The 21,333-nt window shown below is 63.9% G+C and carries 16 protein-coding genes and 1 tRNA gene; 15 read left to right on the top strand and 2 right to left on the bottom strand.

The features are described 5' to 3' along the window. Positions 1-123: 123 nt before the first annotated feature. The 3 genes from rplU to obgE all read left to right on the top strand — a co-directional run bounded on the left by rplU (position 124) and on the right by obgE (position 1,878). On the top strand, positions 124-441 hold the full coding sequence (gene rplU, locus LIW09_RS09035) for a 50S ribosomal protein L21 (protein WP_256645317.1): 318 nt from the start codon (positions 124-126) through the stop codon (positions 439-441). A 12-nt stretch (positions 442-453) separates the two neighbouring features. Beyond that, the gene (gene rpmA, locus LIW09_RS09030; protein ID WP_256645316.1) at positions 454-714 is read left to right on the top strand and encodes a 50S ribosomal protein L27; all 261 of its coding nucleotides are present in this window, start codon (positions 454-456) and stop codon (positions 712-714) included. 102 nt (positions 715-816) lie between these two features. After that, a complete protein-coding gene (obgE, locus tag LIW09_RS09025) occupies positions 817-1,878 on the top strand; it encodes a GTPase ObgE (protein ID WP_256645315.1) in 1,062 nt (353 codons plus the stop codon). 67 nt (positions 1,879-1,945) lie between these two features. Here obgE and rpsT read toward each other — a convergent pair whose 3' ends face one another. Further along, entirely contained in the window at positions 1,946-2,212 is a 267-nt protein-coding gene (rpsT, locus tag LIW09_RS09020; RefSeq protein ID WP_256645314.1) for a 30S ribosomal protein S20, read from the bottom strand. A gap of 200 nt (positions 2,213-2,412) precedes the next feature. Between rpsT and murJ the strand changes: the two genes are divergently transcribed. The 6 genes from murJ (at position 2,413) to LIW09_RS08990 (ending at position 9,405) form a co-directional block, all read left to right on the top strand. Continuing rightward, on the top strand, positions 2,413-4,002 hold the full coding sequence (murJ, locus tag LIW09_RS09015; protein ID WP_256647196.1) for a murein biosynthesis integral membrane protein MurJ: 1,590 nt from the start codon (positions 2,413-2,415) through the stop codon (positions 4,000-4,002). A gap of 41 nt (positions 4,003-4,043) precedes the next feature. Then, entirely contained in the window at positions 4,044-4,997 is a 954-nt protein-coding gene (locus LIW09_RS09010) for a bifunctional riboflavin kinase/FAD synthetase (protein ID WP_256645313.1), read from the top strand. A 59-nt stretch (positions 4,998-5,056) separates the two neighbouring features. Beyond that, on the top strand, positions 5,057-7,843 hold the full coding sequence (ileS, locus tag LIW09_RS09005; protein WP_256647195.1) for an isoleucine--tRNA ligase: 2,787 nt from the start codon (positions 5,057-5,059) through the stop codon (positions 7,841-7,843). Continuing rightward, positions 7,843-8,343: a signal peptidase II gene (lspA, locus tag LIW09_RS09000; protein WP_256647194.1), complete on the top strand. Its 501-nt coding sequence runs from the start codon at positions 7,843-7,845 to the stop codon at positions 8,341-8,343. Before ileS ends, lspA begins: the two co-directional genes overlap by 1 nt. Positions 8,344-8,350: 7 nt before the next feature. Then, complete coding sequence (ispH, locus tag LIW09_RS08995) at positions 8,351-9,301, top strand: 4-hydroxy-3-methylbut-2-enyl diphosphate reductase (protein ID WP_256645312.1); 951 nt, start codon at positions 8,351-8,353, stop codon at positions 9,299-9,301. Positions 9,302-9,329: 28 nt separating this feature from the next. Continuing rightward, positions 9,330-9,405, top strand: a tRNA-Thr gene (locus tag LIW09_RS08990). A gap of 136 nt (positions 9,406-9,541) precedes the next feature. Here the strand turns inward: LIW09_RS08990 and LIW09_RS08985 are convergent. Then, the gene (locus LIW09_RS08985) at positions 9,542-12,226 is read right to left on the bottom strand and encodes a methyl-accepting chemotaxis protein (protein WP_256645311.1); all 2,685 of its coding nucleotides are present in this window, start codon (positions 12,224-12,226) and stop codon (positions 9,542-9,544) included. Positions 12,227-12,540: 314 nt separating this feature from the next. On the opposite strand from LIW09_RS08985, the gene LIW09_RS08980 reads away from it, so the two are divergent. From LIW09_RS08980 to LIW09_RS08955, 6 genes are all read left to right on the top strand, one after another. Beyond that, positions 12,541-13,734 carry a tyrosine-type recombinase/integrase gene (locus LIW09_RS08980; RefSeq protein WP_256645310.1) on the top strand — a complete coding sequence of 398 codons (1,194 nt, stop codon included), beginning with the start codon at positions 12,541-12,543 and terminating at the stop codon, positions 13,732-13,734. A 240-nt stretch (positions 13,735-13,974) separates the two neighbouring features. Continuing rightward, positions 13,975-15,438: a class I SAM-dependent DNA methyltransferase gene (locus tag LIW09_RS08975; protein ID WP_256647193.1), complete on the top strand. Its 1,464-nt coding sequence runs from the start codon at positions 13,975-13,977 to the stop codon at positions 15,436-15,438. Beyond that, on the top strand, positions 15,428-16,759 hold the full coding sequence (locus LIW09_RS08970; protein WP_256645309.1) for a restriction endonuclease subunit S: 1,332 nt from the start codon (positions 15,428-15,430) through the stop codon (positions 16,757-16,759). The genes LIW09_RS08975 and LIW09_RS08970 overlap by 11 nt, the downstream gene beginning before the upstream one ends. Beyond that, complete coding sequence (locus tag LIW09_RS08965; protein WP_256645308.1) at positions 16,756-17,457, top strand: DUF3800 domain-containing protein; 702 nt, start codon at positions 16,756-16,758, stop codon at positions 17,455-17,457. Before LIW09_RS08970 ends, LIW09_RS08965 begins: the two co-directional genes overlap by 4 nt. After that, a complete protein-coding gene (locus LIW09_RS08960) occupies positions 17,454-17,966 on the top strand; it encodes a hypothetical protein (RefSeq protein WP_256645307.1) in 513 nt (170 codons plus the stop codon). The genes LIW09_RS08965 and LIW09_RS08960 overlap by 4 nt, the downstream gene beginning before the upstream one ends. A gap of 114 nt (positions 17,967-18,080) precedes the next feature. Further along, on the top strand, positions 18,081-21,299 hold the full coding sequence (locus LIW09_RS08955) for a type I restriction endonuclease subunit R (RefSeq protein WP_256645306.1): 3,219 nt from the start codon (positions 18,081-18,083) through the stop codon (positions 21,297-21,299). Positions 21,300-21,333: the final 34 nt, after the last annotated feature.

The following is a 21,333-nucleotide window of genomic DNA, read 5'->3' as shown; positions in this document are numbered from 1 at the left end:
CACGCCCGGCGCAGGCATTTGACCCTAAGCCCATGAATCCCCTACAATTCCGCTTCTGCCTTGGCTCGATCCCGGGCAGCTCCGAGAATAACTACAGAAACCAGAGTCACAGGAAGCACGATCATGTACGCAGTTTTGGTCACCGGCGGTAAGCAATACCGCGTGATGCAGGGCGAAACGCTCCGCGTCGAAAAGCTCGAAGTCGAAGCCGGCAGCGAGATCAAGTTTGACAATGTGCTGATGCTTGGCGATGCCGATGGCATCACCCTGGGCGATGCGCTCAAGGGCGCTGCCGTCACCGCGACGGTTGTCGGCCACGGCCGTGCCGACAAGGTGCGCATCGTCAAGTTCCGCCGCCGCAAGCACCATCGCAAGCAGATGGGCCATCGGCAGCACTACACCGAAATCCAGATCACCGGCATTGCCGGTGGCAGCAAGTAAGGAGACGCAGTCATGGCACACAAAAAGGCTGGTGGTTCGACCCGCAACGGCCGCGACTCGAATCCGAAGTACCTCGGCGTGAAGATCTACGGTGGGCAGGCCATCGAAGCCGGCAACATCATCGTTCGCCAGCGCGGTACCCAGTTCCATCCGGGCACCGGCGTCGGCCTCGGCCGCGACCATACCCTGTTCGCGCTGATCGATGGCAAGGTGGAATTCACCACCAAGGGTCCGAACAAGCGCCGCACCGTCAACATCGTCACTGCGCAGTAAGCCAGGGCGATGGTTCGCGAACAGCCCCGCTTCGGCGGGGTTTTTCGTTTGCGTCAGGTCCGACTCCCCACCCGCTTTCCATAACCCTGCACAATCACACTCATGAAACTCGTTGACGAAGCGGAAATCTCGGTCACTGCCGGCAATGGCGGCAACGGATGCATTGGCTTCCGGCGCGAGAAGTACATCCCGTTGGGTGGGCCCGACGGTGGCGACGGCGGCGATGGCGGCGACGTCTGGCTGCAGGCCGACGAAAACCTCAACACGCTGGTGGATTTCCGCCACCAGACCCGCTTCAAGGCCCAGCGCGGCGAGAACGGCATGGGTCGGCAGATGTACGGGAAGGCGGGCGCTGACACGGTGATTACCGTCCCGGTGGGCACCGTGATCCACAACGTCGAGACCGACGAGATCATCGGCGATCTGGCCGAGCACGGGCAGCGCTTGCTGGTGGCCAAGGGTGGCAAGGGCGGGCTCGGCAACATGCATTTCAAGAGCTCGATCAACCGCACCCCGCGCCAGGCCACCCCGGGCAGCGAGGGTGAGGAGCGGGTGCTGCGATTGGAGCTCAAGCTGTTGGCCGACGTCGGCCTGCTGGGGTTTCCCAATGCCGGCAAATCCACCTTCATCCGCGCGGTGTCGGCGGCAACGCCGAAGGTGGCCGACTATCCGTTCACGACCCTGTATCCCAATCTTGGCGTGGTCAGCGTGGAGCCGGGCCGCAGTTTCGTGATCGCCGACATCCCCGGCTTGATCGAGGGCGCGGCCGATGGCGCCGGCTTGGGCAGCCTGTTCCTGCGCCACGTGCAGCGCACGCGCTTGCTGTTGCATCTGGTGGATATCGCGCCGATGGAACTGGAAGGGCAGGTGGCGCCTTCGCCGGTCGAGCAGGTTCGCGCGATCGAGCACGAATTGCGCAAATACGACCCGGCGATGCTGGAGAAACCACGCTGGCTGGTGCTGAACAAGGCCGACCTGATGTTCGAGGACGAAGCGCGCGTGGCGGCTGCAGGCATCGTGGCCGAGCTTGGCTGGACGCAACCGTGGTACCTGGTCTCCGCGCTCGGTCGCGAAGGGACTTGGCCGATCATGCTGGAAGTGCAGGCGTTCTTCGACCAGTTGCGGCAGGAGGCACTGGAGGCGCAGGCGCAGGCAGATGTCTGAGCGCCTGCTGCGGGCAACAAAAAACCCGGCCAAGGCCGGGTTTTCCGATTCAGCGAGGCGCCTGGGCTCAGGCAGCCAGCGCCTTGATTCGCGCAGTCAGGCGAGCCTTGTGACGGGCGGCCTTGTTCTTGTGGATCAGGCCGCGCGCAGCGAAACGATCCAGCAGCGGCTGGGCGATGGTGAACGCGTCGCGGGCAGCGGCGGAATCATTGGCGTCGATCGCCTTGATCACTTTCTTGACGGCGGTGCGCAGCTGCGAGCGCTGGGCGACGTTGCGTTCGTTGCGCACGACGGTCTGCTTGGCGCGCTTCTTGGCGGACTTGATATTGGCCACGGCGGAAATCCTGGAGAGTCTGGGGTTTTGGCTACGGGGAACGCCCGCTGGCACAATGGCCCACGAACGAACGAATCTGGAAGACCAAGAATTATGGACGATTCAATGGCTTGGGTCAACAAAGCGCCCGTTGCCCCGGCCGGGCCGGCGGTGCAGGCATGAATCCAGGGGCAGCGCAGGACGGCGGCAAGCCACGCAGCATGGTGCGCGGGGTGCTGTCGTTCGGCGGCATGACGATGATCAGCCGGGTGTTCGGGCTGGTGCGCGACCAGGTGTTCAACACCACCTTCGGCACCAACTGGATGACCGATGCGTTCTGGGTCGCGTTCCGCATCCCGAACTTCATGCGTCGCCTGTTTGCGGAAGGCTCGTTTTCCACCGCCTTCGTGCCGGTATTCACCGAAATCAAGGAAACCCGCAGCCACGATGCGTTGAAGGCGCTGATGGCGCGTACCGCCGGGACCCTGGGCGGCGTGCTGCTCCTGGTCACCGCGCTGGGCATGATCTTCGCGCCGCAGCTGGCCACGGCGTTTACCCAGGCCGACCCCGCGCCCGGGCAGAACCAGCTGATCATCGATCTGTTGCGGTTGACGTTCCCGTTCCTGCTGTTCGTCTCGTTGACCGCGCTGGCGGCCGGCGCGCTCAACAGTTATCACCGGTTCGGCTGGCCGGCGTTCACCCCGATCATCCTCAACCTGTGCATGATCGCCGGCGCGCTGTGGGGCTCGAAATTCACCGATCCGCCGATCATGGCCATGGGCTGGGCGATCCTGGCCGCGGGTGTCCTGCAGCTCTTGTTCCAGCTGCCGCAGCTGGCCCAGCTTGACCTGCTGGCGCTGCCGCGCTGGGGTTGGCGGCACCCGGACATCCGCAGGGTGATGCGGCTGATGGTGCCCACCCTGCTGGGGTCGTCGGTGGCGCAAGTCAACCTGCTGTTCGACACCTTCATCGCCGCGATGCTGGTGCATGGCTCGCAAAGCTGGTTGTCCACCGCCGATCGGTTCCTGGAATTCCCGCTGGGCGTGTTCGGGATTGCGCTGGGAACGGTGATCCTGCCGACCCTGTCGCGCCACCACGTCAACACCGATCGCGCCGGGTTTTCGAAATCGCTGGACTGGGGGCTGCGCACCACGCTGATCATCATCCTGCCGGCGATGCTGGGCCTGATGCTGCTGTCGCTGCCGCTGGTCGCGACCATCTTCCAATACGGCAAATTCACCGCCGAAGCCGCGCGCATGACCGCGCTGTCGGTGTTTGGCCTGAGTTTCGGCTTGCCCGCCTTTGCCCTGGTGAAAACCGTGTTGCCCGCGTTTTATGCGCGGCAGGACACGCGCACGCCGGTGCGCGCCGGGCTGGTGGCCATGGTGGCCAACATGGCGTTCAACGTCGGCATCCTTGCCCTGCTGTATCAGCTGTGGGTGCCGGAGGCGGCGCGGGATGGCGGAGTACTGGCGACCCTGGCGCGGGTGCCGGGCCTGCATTTCGCGCTGGGCCTGGCGTCCGCACTGTCCAGCTATCTCAACCTGGCCCTGCTCTGGCGCTGGCTGCGCAAGGCCGATGTATTCGACCTGCAGCCGGGCTGGAGGCGCTTCCTGTTGCGTGCGCTGCTGGCCAATGCGGCGATGGCGATGGTGGTGCTGGCGGGGCTGCACCTGGCGCCCGACTTCACCGTGGCCGGGAAATGGCAGCGGGTGGGTTGGTTGGGCGCGCTGGTGGGCGGCGGGGCAGTGAGCTATGCGCTGGCGATGCTGGTGCTGGGCTTCCGCCCACGCGATTTCCGCGAGCACTGACCGGCCCTTATGCTGCACCGCAGCTATACTTGCGATTCACCATGAAGCTCCTGTTTCGCGACGCCACCGGGCAGGCACTGTGCCCGCAAGGCAGCGTGGTTTGCATCGGTGCCTTCGATGGCCTGCACCTGGGTCATCGCGCGCTGGTCGGCCGCGCTGTCGCGCGTGCGCGCGCCCTTGGCGTGCCTGCGGTCGCGGTGAGTTTCGAACCCTTGCCGCGCGAGTTCTTCGCCCGTGAAGGCAAGCCGCCCAGATTGATGCTGCCGCGCGCGAAAGTGGAAGGCCTGCGCGCGCTGGGATGCGATGGCGTTGGGTTGCTGCGCTTTGACGCGAAATTCGCGGCGATGGAGGCCACCGAGTTCATGCGCCGGGTGCTGGTGCAGCGCCTGTCCGCGCGAGAAGTCTGGGTGGGGCCGCAGTTCCGCTTCGGGCATGCGCGTGCCGGCGATCTTGCGCTGATGCAAACAGCGGGCGCCGCGCTGGGCTTTTCCGCGCAGTCCATCGAGCCGGTGTTGCTGGACGGCGAGCGCGTGTCCAGCACGCGCATCCGTGCCGCGCTGGTGGCCGGTGATTTCGCGCAGGCAGCGAGGCTGCTGGGTCGGCCCTACGCGATTGGCGGGCACGTGGTGCACGGCCGGCAACTGGGCCGCAGCCTGGGCTACCCCACCGCCAACCTGCGCTACCGCGGCAAGACGCCCGCGCTGCGCGGCATCTATGCCACCTGGGTACATGGCATCGCCGAGACGCCATTGCCGTCGGTGTCCAGCTTCGGAACCCGGCCCACGGTGAACGGCGTGGAGCCGCTGCTGGAGGCGCACCTGTTCGATTTCGATGGTGACCTGTACGGGCGCCGGATCGAGGTCGAGTTCGTCGCCAAGCTGCGCGACGAAGAAAAATTCCCCGACCTGCCTTCGCTGGTCGCGCAAATGCAGCGCGACGACGCATGGGCCAGGGCACTCCTCAATCAACACGAACCACAGCGAGCCCTGGCGTGAGCGACAACAACGAAAACCCCTACAAAGCCACCATCCTGTTGCCGGAAACCGCGTTTCCGATGCGCGGCGACTTGCCCAAGCGCGAGCCGGAAACACTGGCGCGCTGGGAAGCCGAAGGCCTGTACGCGCAGATCCGCGATGCGGCGAAGGGCCGCCCGCAGTTCGTGCTGCACGACGGTCCGCCGTATGCCAACGGCTCGATCCACCTCGGGCATGCCGTCAACAAGATCCTCAAGGACATCATCGTCAAGTCGAAGACGCTGGCCGGTTTCGATGCGCCCTACATCCCGGGCTGGGACTGCCACGGGTTGCCGATCGAAATCGCCATCGAGAAGAAATTCGGCAAGGTCGGCGTGAAGCTGGATGCGACCGAGTTCCGCCAGCAGTGCCGGGACTATGCCAATGCCCAGATCGACGTGCAGCGGCGCGATTTCAAACGGCTTGGCGTGTTGGGTGACTGGGAAAATCCGTACAAGACGCTGGACTTCCGTTTTGAAGCCAACGAAATCCGCGCGTTGGCCAAGGTGGTGGAAAACGGCCACCTGCTGCGCGGCGTGAAGCCGGTGTATTGGTGCTTCGACTGCGGCAGTGCGCTGGCCGAGGCCGAAATCGAATACCAGGACAAGCTCTCGCCCGCCGTCGATGTGGCCTACGTCGCGCGCAATTCGCAGGCGGTCAGCCGTGCATTCGGCAGCGAGTTGCCGGAAGGCGTTGACGTGGCGGTGCCGATCTGGACCACCACGCCGTGGACGCTGCCGGCGTCGCTGGCGATTTCGCTGGGAGCGGCACTGGAATATGTGCTGGTGGAAGGCCCGGCCAAGGCTGACGGCAGCCGTCGCTGGCTGGTGCTTGCGGCCGATCTGGCGGAGAAAGCGCTCGCGCGCTATGGCGTCGAGGGCGTCGTCCTCCATGGTCGTGCCGTTGGCGAGAAGCTGGAAGGCATGCTGTTCGCGCACCCGTTTTATGCCGAGCGCGATATTCCCATCCTGCTGGGCGACCACGTGTCCGCCGAAGACGGCACGGGTGCCGTGCATACGGCGCCCGGCCACGGTCAGGAAGACTTCGCGGTCAGCCAGAAATACGGGCTGGTCGACAAATACACGGCGGCGCAGTTGAACCCGGTGGATGGGCGCGGCGTGTACCTGCCATCCACGCCTCCTGCCGGTGATGTGGACTTGACCAGTCTGCACGTGTGGAAGGCCAATGATGCGTTGGTCGAGGTGCTGCGCGGCAACGGTGCGCTGCTGGCTTTCAGCAAGCTCAATCACAGTTATCCGCACTGCTGGCGGCACAAGACGCCGATCGCGTTCCGCGCCACCCCGCAGTGGTTCATCTCGATGGACCAGGCCCACCTGCGCCGCGACGCGCTGGCTGCCATCGATACCGTGACCTGGTACCCCGAATGGGGCCAGGCGCGCATCGCCGGGATGATCGAAGGTCGGCCGGATTGGTGCGTGAGCCGGCAGCGCACCTGGGGCGTTCCGATTGCCCTGTTCGTGCATCGCGAAACCGGTGACGCGCATCCGCGCAGCGTTGAATTGATGCGCGCGGTGGCCGACCGGGTGGAGCGGGCCGGCATCGACGACTGGTATGCGCTGGATGCCGCAGAGCTGCTGGGCGATGAAGCCAGGGACTACGACAAGATCACCGACATCCTCGATGTCTGGTTCGACTCCGGCGTGACCCACGAATGCGTGCTCTTGGAACGCGGGCTGGGCAAGCCGGCCGACCTGTATCTGGAGGGCTCGGACCAGCATCGCGGCTGGTTCCAGTCGTCGCTGTTGACCGGCGTGGCCATCGACAGGGCGGCGCCCTACCGGCAGTGCCTGACCCACGGGTTCACCGTCGATGCGCACGGGCGCAAGATGTCCAAGTCGCTGGGCAACGGCATCGAGCCGCAGGACATCATGAAGACGCTGGGCGCGGACATCCTGCGCCTGTGGATTGCCTCCACCGACTACAGCAACGAAATGTCGCTGTCGCAGGAAATCCTCAAGCGCAATGCCGACGCCTATCGGCGCATCCGCAACACCGCGCGCTTCCTGCTCGGCAACCTGCATGGCTTCGACCCCGCGCGCGACCTGTGCGCGCTCGACGACATGGTGGCGCTGGATCGCTGGATCGTGCATCGCGCCTGGCAGGTGCAGGAAGAGATCGCCGCGGCCTACACGCGCTACGACTTCGCCGCAGTAGTGCAGGCGCTGATGAACTTCTGCAGCGTGGACCTGGGTTCGCTGTACCTGGACGTGACCAAGGATCGGCTGTACACGATGCGCGAGGATTCGCGCGGGCGGCGCAGCGCGCAGAGCGCGATGTTCCGCATCGCCGAAGGCTTCGTGCGCTGGATCGCGCCGATCCTCAGTTTCACCGCCGATGAAATGTGGGGTCATCTGCCGGGCGAGCATGCACGCAACGTGCTGCTGGCGACATGGTATGCAGGGCTGGCGCCATTGCCGGAGGATGCGCCGCTGTCGGCCACGGATTTCGACGGGCTGCTGGAGCTGCGCGAGCAGGTGACCCGCGTGTTGGAACCGATTCGCGCGGCCGGGCAGATCGGTGCCTCGCTCGAAGCCGAGATCGAGCTGCGTTGCGGCGTGGCTGACCAGAACTGGCTTTCCCCGATGGCGGATGAGCTGCGCTTCCTGCTGATCAGCGGCGACGTGCGGGTGGTGCCGGATGCCAATGCCAAGGGCATCGAGGTGCTGGCGCAGGCCACCACCAAGCCGAAGTGCGTGCGCTGCTGGCACCATCGCGAAGACGTGGGCGCGGACGCATCGCACCCGCTGCTGTGCCTGCGCTGCGTGGGCAATATCGACGGCGACGGAGAAGCGCGGGCATGGTTCTGATGGCGTCCGCGAAGCCGAATGCACTGCCGTGGTTGGGCGCCTCGGCGCTGGTGCTCGCGCTGGACCAATGGTCGAAAGCCTGGGTGCTCAAGTCACTGCCCGAGTACGCCGCCGTCCCGGTGATCGACGGATTCTGGAACTGGTATCGCACCTACAACACCGGCGCGGCGTTCAGCTTCCTGGCCGATGCCGGTGGCTGGCAGAAATGGTTTTTCGTGGTGCTTGCGTTCGCCATCAGCGGATTGATGGCATGGATGCTGGCGCGCACGCCGCGCGGCGACTGGAGGCAGGCGCTGCCGTTGTCGCTGGTGATCGGCGGCGCGCTGGGCAACGTGGTGGACCGGTTCCTGCATGGCCACGTGGTGGATTTCATCCAGTGGCATGTGGGCGAGCACTACTGGCCAGCGTTCAACATCGCCGACAGCGCCGTGCTGGGCGGGGCGATCGGCATCGGCCTGTTCGGCCTGCTGGCCGGCAAGCCGGCGCGGAAGGAAGGATGACCCACCCATGAGCGTGCTGCTTGCCAACCCCCGCGGCTTCTGCGCCGGCGTCGATCGCGCCATCGAAATCGTCAAGCGGACCCTGGAGATTTTCGGTGCGCCGATCTACGTGCGCCATGAAGTGGTGCACAACAAATTCGTGGTCGATGACCTGAAGGCGCGCGGCGCGGTGTTCGTCGAGGAACTCGACGAAGTGCCGGACGGCGCCACCGTGATTTTCAGCGCCCACGGCGTGTCGCAGGCGGTCCGCGCCGAAGCCAAGCGCCGCGGCTTGAAGGTGTTCGATGCCACTTGCCCGCTGGTCACCAAGGTGCACCTGGAGGTCAGCCGGCAGAGCCGGAGCGGCCGCGACATGGTGCTGATCGGCCATGCCGGGCATCCCGAGGTGGAAGGCACCATGGGGCAGTGGGGCCAGCGTGGCAATGATGGCGAGATCCATCTGGTCGAGGACATCGAGGATGTCGCCGCGCTGCAGCTCAAGCAGCCCGGCAACTGCGCCTACACCACGCAGACCACGCTCAGCGTGGATGACACGCGCGAGATCATCGCCGCGCTCAAGCTGAAGTTCCCGGCCATCCAGGGGCCCAAGCACGACGATATCTGCTATGCCACCCAGAATCGCCAGGACGCCGTGCGCGAGCTGGTGCGCAGCGGCTGCGAAGTGGTGCTGGTGGTCGGTTCGCCGAACTCGTCCAATTCCAACCGCCTGCGCGAATTGGCACAGCGCGAAGGGGCGCGCGCCTGGCTGATCGACGGTGCCGATGAAATCGACCCGGCCTGGGTGGCGGGTGGCGTTCGGGTGGGCGTCACGGCCGGGGCTTCCGCCCCCGAAGTGCTGGTCCAGGGCGTGCTGGCCCGGTTGCAGGAACTCGGCGCCGCCAATGTGCGCGAACTGCACGGCGATCCGGAAAACATGATCTTTGCCCTGCCAAAAGAGCTTCGCCCGCTGGCGGACTGAGCCGGCGGGCGATACAATCGCCGACCTTGCCGGAATAGCTCAGTTGGTAGAGCGGCGCATTCGTAATGCGTAGGTCGTAGGTTCGATTCCTATTTCCGGCACCATGTACCGGTGCCAGGCAGTCCGCACGGACGCCTGACGTTCATGAAACCCGCCATCCAGGCGGGTTTTTGTTGCCTGGCGTCCAGGGGCGCCCCATGACAGCTGCGGCGTGGCGCGCTCGTTCGGGCCTTGAACGGGTCATTGCATGCGGAACACGGCTACCGCTGCGGCGAGGTCGTCGGCCTGTTCCTGCAGCGAGTGCGCGGCCGCCGTGGCCTGTTCCACCATCGCCGCGTTTTGCTGGGTGACGCCGTCCATGTGGGTGATGGTCTGGTTGACCTGCTCGATGCCGCTGCTCTGCTCCTGCGAGGCGGCCGAGATTTCCGCCATCAGGTCGCTGACCCGGCGTACCGACTCCACGATTTCGCGCATGGTGTTGCCGGCCACCGCAACCATTGCCGCGCCTTGGTCCACCCGTTGCGCCGAGCTGCCGATCAGGCCCTTGATCTCCTTCGCCGCCTCGGCGGAGCGTTGCGCCAGCGAGCGCACCTCGCTGGCCACCACCGCGAAGCCGCGGCCCTGTTCGCCTGCACGCGCGGCTTCCACCGCGGCGTTCAGGGCCAGGATGTTGGTCTGGAAGGCGATGCCATCGATCACCCCGATGATGTTTTCAATCTGCCGAGATGCAGCAGTGATGCCGGTCATCTGCTCGATCACCTGGTCCACCGCCTTGCCGCCGCGTGAGGCGATGTCGGCGGCGCCGGTGGCGAGCTGGCGCGCCTGGTTGGAGGACTCGGCGTTGTTCTTGACCGTCGAGGTCAATTCTTCCATCGACGCAGCGGTCTCCTCCAGGCTGGCAGCCTGCTGTTCGGAGCGGGTCGACAGGTCGCTGTTGCCGGCAGCGATTTCGCGGGCTGCGCTGTGGATGGAATCGACCGCGCGGCGCACGCGCTGCATGGTTTCGGTCAGGTGCTCGACGGTCGCATTGGTGTCGTCGCGCATGCGCCCGAACACGCCGTGGTAGTCGGCGGTGATGCGCTGGGTGAGATCGCCTTCGGCCAGCGCACCAAGCACGCGCTGCACGTCGGCAATGGTCGCGGCGTTGGTGTCCAGCATGCTGTCCACGCCCTCGGCGAGGTGGAGGAAGAAGCCGTTCTTGCCGGCAAGATCGATGCGTCTGGACAAATCGCCGGCGGCGGCGGCCTCGATGACCGCACCGACTTCCGATTCCACCGCGACTTCCTGGCTGCGATCGCGCCACTCCACCACCACGCCCAGGCGTTCGCCGGCCGGGGAGATGACGGGCGCGGCGGTCTGCACAAAGACGGCATTGCCGAACACCAGCTCGCGCTGTTCGATCGCCTCGATGCGGCCCAGATCCGTGCTGCTGGACGGCTGCAGCAGTGCCAGCGGCTGGCCTTCCAGCTGCTTGAGGTTGGCCCGTGGCAGGTGGCGCGCAAGGATTTGGCGGTGCAGCCCGAGCAGGTTGCGCATGGCCGGGTTGGCGTAAGCCACGTGACCGTCGGCGTCCGCGATCAGCATCGCGGTGCCGGCATTGTCCAGGGCGATGCGCACGCGCAGGTTCTCGGCGGCAATCTTGCGTTCGGTGTCCAGGCGCGCTTTCAGATCGGTCTGCATCTTTCGCAGCGCGCGCGACACCTGGCCGACTTCGTCGTCGCCACCGGCGGCGATGGGGTAATCCAGCTGCCCGCCGGCCACCGCGTTCACGCCCTGCACGATGCCGCGCAGGGGGGCGCCAACCAGTGTGCGCAGCAGCACCGCGACCACCAGCACCAGCACCAGCACGCTGAGCGCGCCAACCAGCAGCGCCCGGTTGCGTACCTGCGCCACGCCCGCCATCACCGTATCGACCGGGGCCGATACCATCAGCACGAAGGCGTCCGGCGCGTGACCCACGGTGACCGGCACATAGACGCGGAACACCTCACTGCCAACCACCGCGCCGAACTCGCGTTGGCGCACGGTCTTGCCTTCGGCCACCGCCGCCAGCACGGCGTCCAGGTTTTGCTTCCATGGTTTGCCCAGCAATTCTTTTTCCGGCGCGGCCAGCACCAGCCCCTTCGGCGACAGCAGGCGCACCACGCCGCGCTGGTAGGGGCGCACTTTCGCCAGGCTGGCCTGGATCGCATCCAGGCTGATATCGGCGCCGGCCACGCCGCGGAAACGGCCGTCCAGCTTGAGCGGCACCATCAGGCTGGTCATCAGCACCTGTTTGCCCGAAACATCATCGGAATAGGGCTCGAACATCAGCTCGTCGCCGCGCTCACGCACCGCAGCGTAATATTTTTCGGCGTCCGGGCCTTCGACCTTGAGATCGTTTCCGCCGCCCACCGCATCCTGCAGCGAGACTTCGCCTGCAGCAGAACGGGTCCAGTACACCGACATCCGGCCGGCGTCGGTGCTGACTTGTTGCCCCGGTTGCAGCGTGGCGACGAAGGCTTTCAGTCCGTCGGCGTCGGGCTCGCCGTTGGGCCAGCTGCGCGCGAATTTGGCATCCTGTCCGTCGAACCCGTTGGGCTCCAGTTCCAGCCAGTAGCCCAACACCGCCGGGTCGGATTCGGCAAAACGGCGCACCAGCGCAGAGGCCTCGCCACGCTCGCCGTTGCCACGGACCATGATCGCCTGGGTGGCGTCGGCCAGGCCGCGCACGCGCGACAGGGTCTCGGTGGTGGAGCCGCGCACCTTGGCGGCTTCGGCCCGCGCCAGCTGTTCCAGTTCGTCCAGTGCGGTGGCTTCCTGCACCTGCGCCGCCTTCTTCTGGATCATCCAGGCGGCCCCGGCGAAGCACAGCGTGGCAACGATGCCAAGCACCAGCGCCGTGCGCGCCACGATCGACGTCATTCCTGCCCCGATATTGCGCATGCGTGTACCCCGGTTCGTGGTTCGGCGCGGACGGGGCACGGCCCGACGCCCGCGGCACGACCTCCACCAACTATATCGCCACGTGCGCTGGAACCTTGAATGCCGGGCAGGGTGCCGGAGATGCCGGGATGGGCGAATGCGTGCTGCCACCGCAAACGAAAACGCCCGCCGAAATGGCAGGCGTTGACGTTTGGATATTGGTGGAGCCAGGGAGGATCGAACTCCCGACCTCGTCATTGCGAATGAGAAAATCGGATCCTTTGGATTCTGGCTGAAACCCTTACGTATAGAGGGTTTAATGAATTCTGGTTGAGATGAAAAGCTATTTCTGCCACAATTTTGCCACAGCCACCGATGGATGCTCGAAGACAATGGCAACGCTGCGAAAGCGAGGGCCGTGCCAGTGGGAGGCCCAGATCCGCCGGAAGGGGTGGCCGGTTCAGAGCAAGACGTTCGAGACCAAGGCCGAAGCAGAGGCTTGGTCACAGATGATCGAGTCGGAGATGGCGCGAGGCGTCTGGCTGGATCGCAGCGAAGCAGAGAACACAACCCTGCGTGAGCTCCTCGACCGCTACGAAAAGGAGGTCTCGCCTCGCAAACGCAGCTATGAGCGGGAAGTGTCCTTCCTCAACACTTGGCGGCAGACCGAGTTGGCGTCCCGGATGGTTTCCCGAATCCGCGGCTCCGACGTCGCCGCCCTGCGTGACAGGTGGCTGAAGGAACTTGCGCCAGCATCCGTGCTGCGCCGGCTCCAGATCCTGAGCCATGTGTTCAACACGGCTCGCAAGGAATGGGGCATGGAGAGTCTGGCCAACCCCGTGGAGGTGATCACCAAGCCTGCCCCAGCCAACGAGCGTGATCGCCGCGTCAGCCTGGATGAGCTGGAAGCCATCATCGCTTCCACACAGTCCCAGTTCCTACCGGCAATGTTGCGGATCGCGGTGCAGAGCGCGGTGCGCCGAGGCGAGCTGGTGGCTCTTCGCTGGGAGCATGTGCACTTGGAGGGCGATGCACCTCATTTGCACTTGCCGTTGACCAAAAACGGTGACTCCCGGAATGTGCCGTTGCTTCCACAGGTGGTGGATGCGATCTGCGCTTGGCGAGAGGCCGTTACTGAGAGATTACGTTCCAACGGCGATACAGGGGACGCGCCGACTGGGCGAGTTTTCCCCATTCGCGCGGATGCGGTTACAAGGGCGTTTGGTCGAGCTCGTGATCGGGCAAGAGCGAGCTACGAAGCTGAGTGCGAGGCTGGTGGCGTTTTGGCAGATGCCCGCTTCCTTCGCGATCTGACCTTTCATGACGCTCGTCATGAGGCCACAGCGCAGTTCGCCACCCTAGTGGATGGCGTGGATCTGGCAAAGATCACTGGCCACAAAGATCCGCGGATGTTGATGCGGTACTACCATCCCACGCCAGAAGAGCTATCGGAAAAGATCAGTCGTGGTCTTGCGCGCCAGAGCCGGTCGAAGCGAGGCGGAGACGGAGACGGAGACGGCAACCAGTGAGATTGCAAAAACGCGCTTAGCCAGACGCTGCATCACCTCTAAAACTTCGATCAATGCAAGTGGCCACGTCAAGAACCAAAAGCTGCAGCAATTTTCCAAGGTCTCGAAGCAAGACCGGCGGTTATAAATGAAATTCAGAAGGCTCCGAACTTGAAAATCAACATCGCCCCAAACAATAACGGAGGCAACCTTGGCTTCGAGGCTGACCTTTTCAAGACCGCCGACAAACTGCGCGGCAATATGGAGCCCAGCGACTACAAGCACGTCGCGCTTGGGCTGATCTTCCTGAAATACATCTCCGACGCGTTCGAGGCCAGGCACAAGGCGCTGCTGGCCGAGGACGCCCAGGCCGCCGAGGACAAGGACGAGTACCTTGCCGACAACGTGTTCTGGGTACCCAAGGAGGCGCGCTGGTCGCATCTGCAGGCCCACGCCAAGCTGCCCACCATCGGCACGCTGATCGACGACGCCATGCGCGCCATCGAGAAAGACAACGAATCGCTCAAGGGGGTGCTGCCCAAGGACTACGCCCGTCCCGCCTTGAACAAGGTGATGCTGGGCGAGCTGATCGACCTGATTTCCGGCATTGCGCTGGGCGAGCAGGGCGACAAATCCCGCGACATTCTCGGGCGCGTGTACGAGTACTTCCTGGGCCAGTTTGCCGGGGCCGAAGGCAAGCGCGGCGGCGAGTTCTATACCCCGCGCTCGGTGGTGCGCGTTCTGGTTGAAATACTGGAGCCGTATTCCGGCCGCGTCTATGACCCGTGCTGCGGCTCGGGCGGCATGTTCGTGCAGTCGGAAAAGTTCGTGCAGGAGCACGGCGGCCGAATTGGCGACATCGCCATCTACGGGCAGGAGAGCAACTACACCACGTGGCGGCTGGCCAAGATGAACCTGGCAGTGCGCGGCATTGATTCGGACATCCGCTGGAACAACGAGGGCAGCTTCCACAAGGACGAACTGCGCGACCTCAAGGCCGACTACATCCTGGCCAACCCCCCGTTCAATATCTCCGACTGGGGCGGCGACCGTCTGCGCGACGACGTGCGCTGGCAGTTCGGCGTGCCGCCGGTGGGCAACGCCAACTACGCATGGCTCCAGCACATTTATCACCACCTGGCACCCAACGGCACCGCGGGCGTGGTGCTGGCCAACGGCTCGATGAGCTCCAACCAGTCCGGCGAAGGCGAGATCCGCAAGGCCATGCTGGAAGCCGACGCGGTGGATTGCATGGTGGCGCTGCCCGGGCAGCTGTTCTACTCCACCCAGATCCCCGCCTGCCTGTGGTTCCTCACCCGCAACAAAAATCCCGGGAAGGGTCTGCGTGATCGGCGCGGGCAAGTCCTGTTCATCGACGCCCGCAAGCTGGGCGTGCTGGTGGATCGCACCCGGCGCGAACTCACCGATGAAGAAGTCCAGAAGATCGCTGATACCTACCACGCTTGGCGTGGTGAGGAAGGTACTGGCGAGTACGCCGACGTGGCGGGATTCTGCAAGTCGGCTTCGATGGAGGACATCCGTAAGCACGGTCATGTGCTGACGCCGGGGCGCTACGTGGGGGCGGCGGATGTGGAAGACGACGGCGAGCCCTTCGAGGAAAAGATGCTGCGGCTCTCGGCGCTGTGGCGCGAACAGCGGGCAGCAGCGGCCAAGCTGGATGCGGCGATTGAAGCCAACCTGAGGGAGCTTGGGTATGGCGAATGATTGGCGTGCAGTTTCGCTCGGCGAAATATTCAAGGTAAAGCACGGCTTCGCTTTCAAAGGCGAATATTTCACCGACGAGCCGCAGGACACCGTTCTTGTGACACCCGGCAATTTCGGTATTGGTGGAGGCTTTCAAGACGGAAAGCGTAAGTACTACAACGGCCCAGTGCCAGATGATTACGTTCTGAATCCGGGGCAGGTTGTCGTGACGATGACCGACCTCAGCAAGGAGTCTGACACGCTCGGGTACGCTGCGAGCGTTCCGAGTGACTCAATTACCTGGCTGCACAATCAGCGCGTTGGTTTGCTCGAATTCAAACCTACCATACCAACGTCGCCGCGATTTGTTCAGTATTTACTGCGCACGCACGAATATCGTTCATGGGTTGTCGGGTCTGCTACGGGCACAACGGTAAAGCACACCTCACCGGGGCGAATCGAAAGTTTTGTCACGCGAATTCCCTCCATCGAAGAACAACGCGCCATCGCCCACATCCTCGGCACGCTGGACGACAAGATCGAACTCATCCGCAAGCAGAACCAAACGTTGGAGGCGATGGCCCGCGCCTTGTTCAAGGCGTGGTTCGTGAACTTCGAGCCGGTGCGCGCCAAGCTGGAAGGCCGTTGGCAGCGCGGCCAATCGCTGCCCGGCCTGCCCGCACACCTCTACGACCTCTTTCCCGACCGGCTCGTCGAATCGGAGTTGGGGGAGATTCCGGAGGGGTGGCGTTTGGGCTCACTGGGAGAAGTGGCCGTGCATCCTCGCCGCAGCGTGCAGCCTAATGAAATCAAAGACGAAACGCCGTATATCGCACTGGAACACATTCCCAAGCGCTGCATCGCGCTTGCGGAATGGGGCGTAGCGAATGGCTTGGAAAGTAATAAGTACGTGTTCAAGCACGGAGAAATTCTGTTTGGCAAGCTACGCCCATACTTTCATAAAGTTGGCGTTGCCCCGGTCGATGGCGTGTGTTCAACCGACATCGTAGTTATTGCCCCTAAGCTGCCCATATGGTTCGGTTTCGTTCTTACCCACGCCTCAAGTGATGCGTTTGTGGAATACACCAATGCTGGTTCAACTGGAACGAAGATGCCGCGCACAAGCTGGACGGAAATGGCACGCTACGCAGTTGTTCTGCCGCATGAAGATGTCGCCGCTGCATTCAATCAGCACATCCAGGCAGCGAGCGAGGAAATCAGCGCAAAGATTCACGGGTCGAAGTCCCTCGCCCAACTGCGCGATGCCCTGCTACCCAAGCTGATCTCCGGCGACCTGCGCATCCCCGATGCCGAGACGTTTATCACGGAGCGCGGACTGTGACGCAGACCATTCATATCTACTGCGACGAGTCCTGCCATCTGGAAAACGACGGCATGAAGGCCATGGTGCTGGGGGCTTTGTGGTGCCCGGCAGAGCGGCAGAAGTTCCTGTCGAGAAAGGTCAAGGCGCTGAGGGCACTGCACGGACTGCCCCCGACATTCGAGATCAAGTGGGTCAAGGTTTCGCCGGGCAAGCTGCCGTTCTATCAGGCGCTGCTGGATTTGTTCTTTGCTGAGCCCTTGCTGCATTTCCGTGGTCTGGTGGTTCCTGACAAGCAACTGCTCAATCACGGGCGCTTTGCGCAGAGTCATGACGATTTCTATTACAAGCAGTGGTACACCCTGCTCAACCGGTTGATTGATCCTGAAAAGCGCTACCGCATCTTCCTGGACACCAAGGATACGCAGGGGCGCCGCAAGCTGGCCAAGCTGCACGAGGTCTTGTGCAATGCAAATTACGACTTCGACCGCAGCATCATCGAATCCATCGAACAGGTGCAGTCCCACGATGTGCTCCTGATGCAAGTGGCTGACTTGTTGATCGGTGCGCTGTCGTATGTGCATCGCGATCTGCATGGCAGTCCCGCCAAGCAGGCGTTGGTGGCGCATGTTCGGCAGCGTAGCGGGCTGACGCTGGAGCAAAGCTCGTTGTGGCGCGCCGAGAAGTTCAATCTGCTCGTCTGGAGGGCGCAGCCTTGACGGCGCCACCCGAGTTGATCGGTTTGAACGGCTTTTCCGGATGGGAGGCGTATGAGGATGCGATCTACGCCGTCTATTTGGATACCGTGGCGCATGCGCGTTTGACGTTTCGCGGAAGTCCGCTCAAGGTGCGCTTCAACCCCGAAACCAAGCGCAAGGGGTATGGTTTCTGGCATCTGATCTCCGAGGCGCCGGATCAGCGCAACCGGAACGAGGACGACCGGATTCCCGACCTGCGCCGTTGCGAACGGGTGCGCTGGGTGGCTTGGTGCATCCAGAATGCGGATGCAGGCGCGTCGGGGTTCTCATGGTGGGAAAACGAGCGCGGCCGGGAGACACATGTCGTGCTCTGGGCAGAGCAGCATGATTTTGCTGTGGTGCTGGCCAAGCGCCAAACCGAGCATGGGTCGTTGTTCTATCTGCTCAAAACCGCTTACTGCTTGCGCGACCACACGATGCGGAAATTCAGAAAGGAGAGGGACGCATGGCGCGCAGCCCAGAAAGACTGAAGCCCCGGCACATTGCTGTGCAAGGGCTTCGGATACTCCTTCTACGCATGGTAGATGAGCTACCCGCGATGGTAGCCGCACCCGAACCACAAGTCAATATCGGAAGGTGCCGTCATGGCGTTCCTGTCTGAAGCCGCTGTGGAGGAAGCGCTGCTCGATCAGCTGCGCGGACTGGGCTACCGCATTGAGCGCGAGGAAGACATCGGCCCGGACGGTCCCCGCCCGGCGCGCGAGAGTCACGACGAGGTCGTGCTCAGGAAGCGCTTCGAGGACGCGGTTGCGCGGCTGAACCCCGGCCTGCCGGTAGAGGCACGGCAGGATGCGGTGCGTCGCGTGTTGCAGTCCGAGCTGCCCTCGCTGCTTGAAGAAAACCGCCGCCTCCACAAGCTGATGACGGAAGGCGTGGACGTGGAGTACTACGCCGACGACGGTACGCTGACGGCGGCCAACGTGGCGCTCATCGACTTCGAACACCCAGAGCAGAACGACTGGTTGGCAGTGAGCCAGTTCGTGGTGATCAACGGCCAGAACAACCGGCGGCCCGATGTGGTGGCGTTCGTGAACGGCCTGCCGCTGGCCGTGATCGAGCTGAAAGCGCCGGGCAGCGCCGGGGCACATCTGCTGGGCGCGTTCAACCAGCTGCAGACCTACAAGCAGCAGGTGCCGGCGCTGTTCCTTACCAATGCGTTGCTGGTCACTTCCGACGGCATTGCGGCACGGGTGGGCTCGCTGTCGGCCGATCTGGAGCGTTTCATGCCGTGGCGCACCACGGACGGCGCAGAGGTGGCGCCGAAGGGGGCGCCGGAGCTTTCGACCTTGATCGAAGGCGTGTTCGAGCATGGGCGGCTGCTGGCGCTGCTGCGTGACTTCACGGTATTCGGCGAAACCGGCTCAGGGCTGGCCAAGATCATCGCCGGCTACCACCAGTTCCATGCGGTGCGGCATGCGGTGGCATCCACCCTTCGTGCCTCGTCCGCCGGGCAGGCCGTGGCTGAAGACCCGGCAGACTACGGCCTGCCCAGCGTGAAAACGCAGGGGCAAGGCGACAGGCGCGCAGGCGTGATCTGGCACACCCAGGGCTCCGGCAAAAGCCTGCTGATGGCGTTTTATGCCGGGCAACTGGTCAAGCATCCGGCCATGGCCAACCCGACGCTGGTGGTACTTACCGACCGCAACGATCTGGATGAGCAGCTGTTCGCCACCTTCTCGATGTGTCGCGACCTGATCCGACAGACGCCGGTGCAGGCCGAGAGCCGCGAGGATCTGCAGAAGGTGTTGAGTCGGGCCTCGGGCGGGGTGATTTTCACGACCTTGCAGAAATTCGGTGAGGTCAGCGAGCCGCTCACCACGCGCCGCAACGTGGTGGTCATCGCGGATGAGGCGCACCGCAGCCAATACGGCTTCAAGGCCAAGGTGGACGCCAAGACCGGCGAGATCTCCTACGGCTTTGCCAAGTACATGCGTGATGCGCTGCCGAACGCTTCTTTCATCGGCTTTACCGGCACGCCCATCGAGGCGGACGACGTCAACACCCCGGCGGTGTTCGGCAATTACATCGATGTCTACGACATCAGCCGTGCGGTCGAGGATGGCGCCACCGTGCCGATCTATTACGAGTCGCGGCTGGCGCGCATCGAACTGGACGAGGACGAGAAGCCGAAGATCGACGCCGAGGTGGAAGACCTGACCGAAGACGACTCCGAGGCCGACCAGGAGCGCTTCAAGAAAAAGTGGTCAACGGTGGAAGCCCTGGTGGGCAGCGACAAACGACTCGCTCTGGTAGCCAACGACTTGGTGGCCCACTTCGAGGACCGCGTGGCAGCCCTGGACGGCAAGGCGATGGTGGTGTGCATGAGCCGCCGCATCTGCGTGAAGCTCTATGACGAGATCATCAAGCTGCGTCCGGACTGGCACAGCGCGGATGACAATGCGGGCGCGGTCAAGATCGTGATGACGGGCGCGGCAAGCGACCCTTCGGCGTGGCAGCAGCACATCGGCAACAAGGCCCGCCGCGACCTGCTGGCCAAGCGGGCGCGCGATCCCAAAGACCCGCTCAAGCTGGTCGTCGTTCGGGATATGTGGCTCACCGGTTTTGACGCGCCGTGCATGCACACGATGTACGTGGACAAGCCGATGCAGGGGCACGGCCTGATGCAGGCCATTGCGCGCGTGAACCGCGTGTTCTGCGACAAGCCGGCCGGGCTGATCGTGGACTACATCGGCATTGCGCAGAACCTGAAGTCCGCGTTGCAGCAGTACTCCAAGAACGACCAGGAAAACACGGGCGTCGATGAGGCGCAGGCCGTCGCGGTGATGATGGAGAAGTACGAGGTGGTACGGGACATGTACCACGGCTTCGACTACGCCAGCGCACTGGGTGGAACGCCACAGCAGCGGCTGGTGATGATGGCCGGCGCCATCGAGTGGGTTCTCGACCTGCAACAGAGACTGGCAGCGAAAGAGACGACGAAGGAAGGCAAAAGGAACGCCCATCGCCGCTATCAGGACGCCGTGCTGGCTTTATCCAAGGCCTTTGCCCTGGCATCCGCCTCCGACGAGGCCCGCGGGATCCGGGAGGACGTCGGCTTCTTCCAGGCGATCCGTGCCGCGCTGGTCAAGACCAGCACCGGCTCAGGCGTGGCCCAGCAGGAGCGCGAGCTGGCCATCCAGCAGATCGTCAGCCGTGCGGTGGTATCGACCGAGATCGTGGACATCCTGGCCGCGGCTGGCATCAAGAGCCCGGACATCTCCATCCTTTCGGACGAATTCCTGGCTGAAGTGCAGCAGCTGGACAAGAAGAATCTGGCGCTGGAAGCCCTGCGCAAACTGCTCAATGACGGCATCCGATCGCGCAGCAAGGTCAACGTAGTGCAGACCAAGGCATTCTCGGAGCGATTGGAGGACGCGGTGGCGCGCTACCACGCCAATGCCATCACCACCGCCGAGGTATTGCAGGAGCTGATCCAGATCGCCAAGGACATCCGCGCGGCCCGCCAGCGGGGCGAAGAGCAAGGCCTGTCCGACGAGGAGATCGCCTTCTACGACGCACTGGCTGAGAACGAAAGTGCCGCGCAGATGATGGGCGACGACCAACTCAAGCTGATCGCCCACGAGTTGTTGATGAGCCTGCGCGAGAACGTGTCGGTTGACTGGGCCCACCGGGACTCTGCCCGTGCCCGGATGCGGGTGCTGGTGAAGCGCATCCTCCGAAAGTACGGCTACCCGCCTGATCTGCAGGATGCGGCTGTACAAACGGTCCTACAGCAAGCTGAGGCGTTGTCATCAGGGTGGTCGCCTATTCGGTCACTTCAGCCTTCTGCAGGACGAGTCTGACCTTGGCTGCGCTGCAATTAGGAGTGCAGTGACG

Origin of the sequence: Thermomonas paludicola (assembly GCF_024498955.1) — a bacterium.
Lineage (GTDB): Bacteria > Pseudomonadota > Gammaproteobacteria > Xanthomonadales > Xanthomonadaceae > Thermomonas > Thermomonas paludicola.
This window is presented reverse-complemented; position numbering and strand designations above follow the sequence as displayed.

Excerpts from the sequence above, each read along its gene's own strand:
- rplU (WP_256645317.1), top strand. The coding sequence starts at position 124 with ATGTACGCAGTTTTGGTCACCGGCGGTAAGCAATACCGCGTGATGCAG.
- rpmA (WP_256645316.1), top strand. The coding sequence starts at position 454 with ATGGCACACAAAAAGGCTGGTGGTTCGACCCGCAACGGCCGCGACTCG.
- obgE (WP_256645315.1), top strand. The coding sequence starts at position 817 with ATGAAACTCGTTGACGAAGCGGAAATCTCGGTCACTGCCGGCAATGGC.
- murJ (WP_256647196.1), top strand. The coding sequence starts at position 2,413 with ATGGTGCGCGGGGTGCTGTCGTTCGGCGGCATGACGATGATCAGCCGG.
- LIW09_RS09010 (WP_256645313.1), top strand. The coding sequence starts at position 4,044 with ATGAAGCTCCTGTTTCGCGACGCCACCGGGCAGGCACTGTGCCCGCAA.
- ileS (WP_256647195.1), top strand. The coding sequence starts at position 5,057 with ATGCGCGGCGACTTGCCCAAGCGCGAGCCGGAAACACTGGCGCGCTGG.
- lspA (WP_256647194.1), top strand. The coding sequence starts at position 7,843 with ATGGCGTCCGCGAAGCCGAATGCACTGCCGTGGTTGGGCGCCTCGGCG.
- ispH (WP_256645312.1), top strand. The coding sequence starts at position 8,351 with ATGAGCGTGCTGCTTGCCAACCCCCGCGGCTTCTGCGCCGGCGTCGAT.
- LIW09_RS08985 (WP_256645311.1), bottom strand. The coding sequence starts at position 12,226 with ATGCGCAATATCGGGGCAGGAATGACGTCGATCGTGGCGCGCACGGCG.
- LIW09_RS08980 (WP_256645310.1), top strand. The coding sequence starts at position 12,541 with ATGAAAAGCTATTTCTGCCACAATTTTGCCACAGCCACCGATGGATGC.
- LIW09_RS08975 (WP_256647193.1), top strand. The coding sequence starts at position 13,975 with ATGGAGCCCAGCGACTACAAGCACGTCGCGCTTGGGCTGATCTTCCTG.
- LIW09_RS08970 (WP_256645309.1), top strand. The coding sequence starts at position 15,428 with ATGGCGAATGATTGGCGTGCAGTTTCGCTCGGCGAAATATTCAAGGTA.
- LIW09_RS08955 (WP_256645306.1), top strand. The coding sequence starts at position 18,081 with ATGGCGTTCCTGTCTGAAGCCGCTGTGGAGGAAGCGCTGCTCGATCAG.